Source organism: Trueperella sp. (genome assembly GCF_043424875.1).
Classification (GTDB): Bacteria; Actinomycetota; Actinomycetes; order Actinomycetales; family Actinomycetaceae; genus Trueperella.
Genome location: NZ_JBHWPL010000059.1, coordinates 1 through 4,997, shown reverse-complemented (window position 1 = coordinate 4,997; position 4,997 = coordinate 1). Strand labels below are relative to the sequence as shown.

Below are 4,997 nucleotides of genomic sequence, written 5' to 3'. Positions count from 1 at the left end.
GCGCGGCTCGCGACGGCCACGGGGGGATCACCGTTAGCCGGGATTCACGCACGCTGGGGCGATGCGGCACGACTGTGGCGATGATCATGGCTTTCGGCGACACCCGGACCGTGGGGTAATGTTGTGGCGTCGCGCCGGGGCACGCGCCGCAGACCGCTGCCGGCCACCCGCCGCCGACGATCCGCCCCAGTAGCTCAGTGGATAGAGCACGGCTCTCCTAAAGCCGGTGTCGGAAGTTCGATTCTTCTCTGGGGCACAAAAGAGGCCCGTTACCTGCATGAATCCAGGTAACGGGCCTCACTATATTCTCTACCTACTCTCTTATCTCCTCTGTTTAATGGAGGATCAGCGATCGCCGCCAGTGCCGAGCACGCTCGCCACTCCCGCGCATAAAGTAGGCCTGTCGCTTGGGCTACCTGTTCCCCTTTGCGCGGTTGTGAACCTTGCACAGCATCTCGCAGTTATCCAGGTCAGACGACCCACCCTTCGACCATGCGCGGACGTGATCGGCTTCCATCTCGGTCAGCTTGTAGATGCGGTCCTTGTTGGCGTTGCGGCCGACCTCGCATACGGGGCAGTTCGACACTCCCCTGGTCTTTGCGTCAGCAGTCTGGAGCTTGTACGCCTCCTTCTTCGTCGACGCCTCGAAGAGACGCACATCCAGCAGCTGCGTGTCCTGCTCGCCGCCGAGAACGTACTCGAAAATGCCCCTCTTGTCGCGGACAGCGTCGTCCTCGAACAGGCGGTCAACGGCTGCGCCGACCTGGCCGGAGTCATAGGGCTTCTTCCCGTAGAGCCGGTACAGCCGGGCCCATTCCAGCCCCCTCATCTGGTCCCGCGGAGTACCGGGGAACACGTGACCAGCCCAGGAAATCACCGTGTCGAAATAGGCTTTCATCTCGGTAATATCTTCGTCGAACCGATGCTCGGCCATGTAGCGCTCGATCAGCTTCGCGCGAGTTTTGCCATCGAAGGACTTGATCTCATCCGTCTTCGACGAGGCGACCCAGAGAAGAGCCGTCTCGAGAATCGCCTGGCGATTCACATCGCCGCTGACGTAGTAGCTCCAACGCTGAACGTTGCTGTTCCGCGAATTCGAGAACGTCTCCTTAGCGCGCGTCACGAACGGGCCGGAGTACACGGCGTTTCGCCGCTCCTGGTCGTTGAGAGGAACGCCGACAATGTTGAGCGTCTCGAACCACTCCTTGATGTCCTCCTCAGACCCCTCGCACTCATAGACAAGCAGCTTCTTGTCCATGATCTTCTGCTGGAGTTCCGTGGGCAATGAACCAAAAGTCTGCCGTCGGCCGGCCCACTCGACGGCAAAGAGACCGGTCACGAATCGCCCAATTGACGTGATCCGCTGCTGACCGTCAAGCACCTCCAGCTGCCTGGGCTTCTCCTTCTTCGCCTCCGCTGCTACTCCCTCCTTCCTCTCCTTCTCTTCCTCATCGTCGCTGCTCACGACGTTGAAGTACAGCAGCCCCAGGGGGTAGCCCTTGAGAATCGAGCGGATCACGGCCTTGTCCTTGTCGCCGCTTTCGTAGATGTAGTTGCGCTGGTATTCGGGCTGGATGACCAACCGGCCCGCCAGGCCATACAGCCCCTTACCCTCAAGTTCGTCGTAGCGAAACTGATCCACGACTTCCCGCACCGTGTACTGCTTCAGATCAGTCTCCATTACGACCCCTTCTTCCGAATCAAAATACGAGCGTAAGGCTGCTTGAACATCTTTCCGTCGACCTCGTAGTACGTCGACTCGGGCGGCTCGGACACTTCAATCGCCGCGCCGTCATTCAATTTGCCGACCTGTGATCGGGAACCCTTCTTCGAAACCTGCGTCTGAGTCGGGTAGATCTTCTGCTTCAAACCGGCATCATCGTCCCAAGTTTTGGTGATGCCCAAAACCTCAAACTGCTCGGGATTGTGCCGATCCAGGAAACTGATCGGAACCCCCATCAATCCCTCGTAATCACTCGGGATCGCCTCGGTGTACGAGACCTCGATCGCGTCATAGTTGTCATAACGCGGGTACCCGCTTTCGCGAATCACCTTGCGTCGGCTGAACCGGAGATTGTCCTCCATCGTCATGAGTTCAAGTGGCTCGTGTCGCTGCCCGTGCTCCAAATTGGTGTACCAACTGATGTTCCGGAAATGCACGGTGCTGGTCTCCTCATCGAAGACCCCGGCCGCATAGTCATCGCGCGCCGCCTCGGGAACCCGGAAATAGGCGTTCCCCCCGCTGAAACCACGGCCCAGCCACACTTCACCGTCCCGGATCAGCGGGAAGACCTCCTTGTACGTGATCGCATTCGTCGGCCCGATGATCGAGAACGCCACATCGCCCTCCATCAACCAGGCGAGAAACTCCCTGAACAGGGAGAACGGGGGGTTCGTCACGACAATGTCGACCTGATCACGGAGCTTCGTGATCTCCTCGCTGCGGAAGTCCCCGTCACCTTCCAGGTACTCCCACCGAAGATCGTCATAGTCGATGCGGCCGTCCTCGTTGAGATCCACTGAATCGAGTACGAACTTCCGGCCCCGCGTCATCGACTTCTCGGCGTCATACGCCGGATCCTCGGTCTCGAACAACGTCGGCTCGTAGTAGGTGCCGTCGAAATTGCTCTTCGGTGCGAAACTCGTCGAAATCAGCTTCTTGATCCCGAAATCCTCGAAATGCAATGCGAAGTATTTCGCAAAGTTGCTCCACTCCGGATCATCGCAGGGCAACAGCACGACTTTGCCGCGGAACACGTCCGGATCGAAGTTCCGGTACGCGTTCATCTCCCGCTCGATGTCCTCCCACCGCGTGTAGAACTCGTCGTTTTTCGCCTTCTTGGCTGTCCCCAAACTCGTGTTTGCCATGTGCCTCCACCCTTCAATTACATCCATGCCATTCTACCCCAAAACCCCTGCACAAACGCCTCTCAGACGTTGCACTGCAAACCCGGTACTTCTGGCTTATAGTTTTCCCCGACGCCACTGCACTCCCAGCACCCCCCGCTGGTGACGCGGCGGGGGCGTCCCTATGTTCTCAGCGTGCCGCGCACGCGCGCCCGGCGGGGCCGGGCCGGTGGTGAAATTGACCATCCGACCCCCTCGAAAAGGACTCATCATGACCAACCCCGCCCCGCCCCGCATCGCCCGCGCATTGACGTGGGATCCGGCTGACAGCAGCCTGTCCAGCGGCGAGGCCGCGCTCGCCCGCATCGTCCACGCCCTCGACGCCGACCTCGGCGCTCTCGACGGAGCCGAGCTCGAACAGCTCACGCGCTGGGTCGCCTCGCGCGCCATCGCCACGGCCGAAGCCGAGCAGGCGGGCCTCCGGGCAATGGGGCTCGCCGAGCCCGCATTCTGACCCACGCGCCGGCCCGCCTCCACTGCGCTCCGGCGCGCCGGCCCCTGGGGTCACGGCGACATGCCGCCGAGTCCGCCGCCGCTCGACTTTCCGAACCCGTAATCCGGCCCACGATCAGGGGCGGGCGCGGCGGCCGATCCGTCGATAAAACTCCGCATCCTCGCCTTGCGTTGCGCGACGGTTTCGCTGAGCCGTTGCTTGTCGTGCTCGGTGAGCACGCCCAATGTCTTCTGCGTGTAGGAGCGCTCCGCTTGCTCCATCGCGGCGTCGTAAAGTGATCTACCCGTCCTCGGGTTCACCCGCTGGAGCACGGCCATCAGCGCGGCGGGCATCTGCGCCTCGGCGATCTTGGGATCGAACGTCGGAACCGCCTCGCGAGCGGCGGCCGCGCGCTCTCGCTCGATGGCCTCTGCCGCCTCGGTGATCCGCCGATCGACCTCCTTCTCGGCGTCCGCCCGGATCGTCGCCGCGTCGGCATGAGCGGTGGCCAGAATCGCACCCGCATCGGTGCGCGCGTCGCCACGAATCCGGGCGGCGGCGACGTTGGCAGCCTCGACGATTTCGCGAGACTCATCTTCCGCTTTGCGGCGCAGATTCGGCAGCGCGGCCTCGGCCGTTTCGACCTCTGTTTCGCGTGCCGCCACGGCGACCTCGGCGTCGGCCACGGCGACCTCACGAGCGTCGAGTTCTGTCGCACGGGAAGCGAGCCCGGTTTCGCGCTTTTCGGCTTCACTTTCGCGGCAGTCGAGTGCGGCCTGTCGATCCTCGACTTCGACCTCGCGGGCGGCGACCTCTTCGGCGGCTTCGGCATACCGGGCATACTCATCAACGCTCAAATTCGATTGGCGAACCCGGCGCGGCTCCGGATCGGCATCGAAGCCGCGCTCAATCAAATACCGGCGCAGCCCACGATCAACGTTGGCCAACCCAGATTGAGCGCCTTTCCCATCAGGGATGAAGCTTGCCTGCCGCACACGACCGAGGTCATCAATCGGAGTCACGAACAGATGAACATGAGGGCTTGTCTCGTCGAGGTGCAACGAATAGGCCAGCAGGTTGTCCTCGCCGTAGACCTCACCAAAATACGTCACCATGTCCATGAGGCGGGCGCGCACTTCGCCAGCATGGACGCCATCGCCAACCTCCTGATTTTCAAGCACGAACGCCGACGATCTCGTCCATTCCGGATCCAGCTGCAGGACGATTTCGCGAACGACTTTCGCATCACGACGGACAGCGACCTTTGTGGTCTTCCCTGTTCGTTTGTTCGTTCGCGTACCGCCCGCGTGGGCCAGTCGATCATCGAGTTCTGCAAGCACCTCATCCGTAGACGAAATCGGAACCCATTCGTCCACCGACCCGTCCCACATTCGCGACTCGTTGAGACCGGTCAACTCCGGCTTAATCCTCGGGTTGCTGTGGCGTGCCTCCGTGCCGTTTTGGCGGTCCACGTCGCGGAAAGAGTGCCGCAACAGCCCCGCCACGTCCGTTCGCGTCACACCGCCCTGTCGGGCGGCTACTGTGAACGTCACTGACCTCTCCTCTCGTTTGCATGACTCCAGCGCCAGAGTTTCCGGAGGAATCCGGGCGACCCTCTCACCGTCTGGGGCCCCTCGCTCCGCTACCCCACACACAA

Annotated in this window: 4 protein-coding genes and 1 tRNA gene; 2 read left to right on the top strand and 3 right to left on the bottom strand. The window is 61.8% G+C overall.

Annotated features, from left to right (window positions below; translation table 11 throughout):
* Positions 1-183: 183 nt before the first annotated feature.
* Positions 184-256 (top strand) — tRNA-Arg (locus ACHFFR_RS05930).
* A 156-nt stretch (positions 257-412) separates the two neighbouring features.
* On the opposite strand, the gene ACHFFR_RS05925 is transcribed toward ACHFFR_RS05930, so the two are convergent.
* A complete protein-coding gene (locus ACHFFR_RS05925) occupies positions 413-1,681 on the bottom strand; it encodes a DUF262 domain-containing protein (RefSeq protein WP_394263349.1) in 1,269 nt (422 codons plus the stop codon).
* On the bottom strand, positions 1,681-2,868 hold the full coding sequence (locus ACHFFR_RS05920; RefSeq protein ID WP_394263348.1) for an adenine-specific methyltransferase EcoRI family protein: 1,188 nt from the start codon (positions 2,866-2,868) through the stop codon (positions 1,681-1,683). The genes ACHFFR_RS05925 and ACHFFR_RS05920 overlap by 1 nt, the downstream gene beginning before the upstream one ends.
* 250 nt (positions 2,869-3,118) lie before the next feature.
* Between ACHFFR_RS05920 and ACHFFR_RS05915 the strand changes: the two genes are divergently transcribed.
* Positions 3,119-3,361, top strand: coding sequence for a hypothetical protein (locus ACHFFR_RS05915; protein WP_394263347.1), 243 nt, complete (start codon positions 3,119-3,121; stop codon positions 3,359-3,361).
* 50 nt (positions 3,362-3,411) lie between these two features.
* Here the strand turns inward: ACHFFR_RS05915 and ACHFFR_RS05910 are convergent, their stop codons facing one another.
* Entirely contained in the window at positions 3,412-4,680 is a 1,269-nt protein-coding gene (locus ACHFFR_RS05910; RefSeq protein WP_394263346.1) for a plasmid recombination protein, read from the bottom strand.
* Between the last annotated feature and the right edge of the window lie 317 nt (positions 4,681-4,997).

Coding starts and splice junctions, on each gene's coding strand:
- ACHFFR_RS05915 (WP_394263347.1), top strand. CDS start 3,119: ATGACCAACCCCGCCCCGCCCCGCATCGCCCGCGCATTGACGTGGGAT.
- ACHFFR_RS05920 (WP_394263348.1), bottom strand. CDS start 2,868: ATGGCAAACACGAGTTTGGGGACAGCCAAGAAGGCGAAAAACGACGAG.
- ACHFFR_RS05925 (WP_394263349.1), bottom strand. CDS start 1,681: ATGGAGACTGATCTGAAGCAGTACACGGTGCGGGAAGTCGTGGATCAG.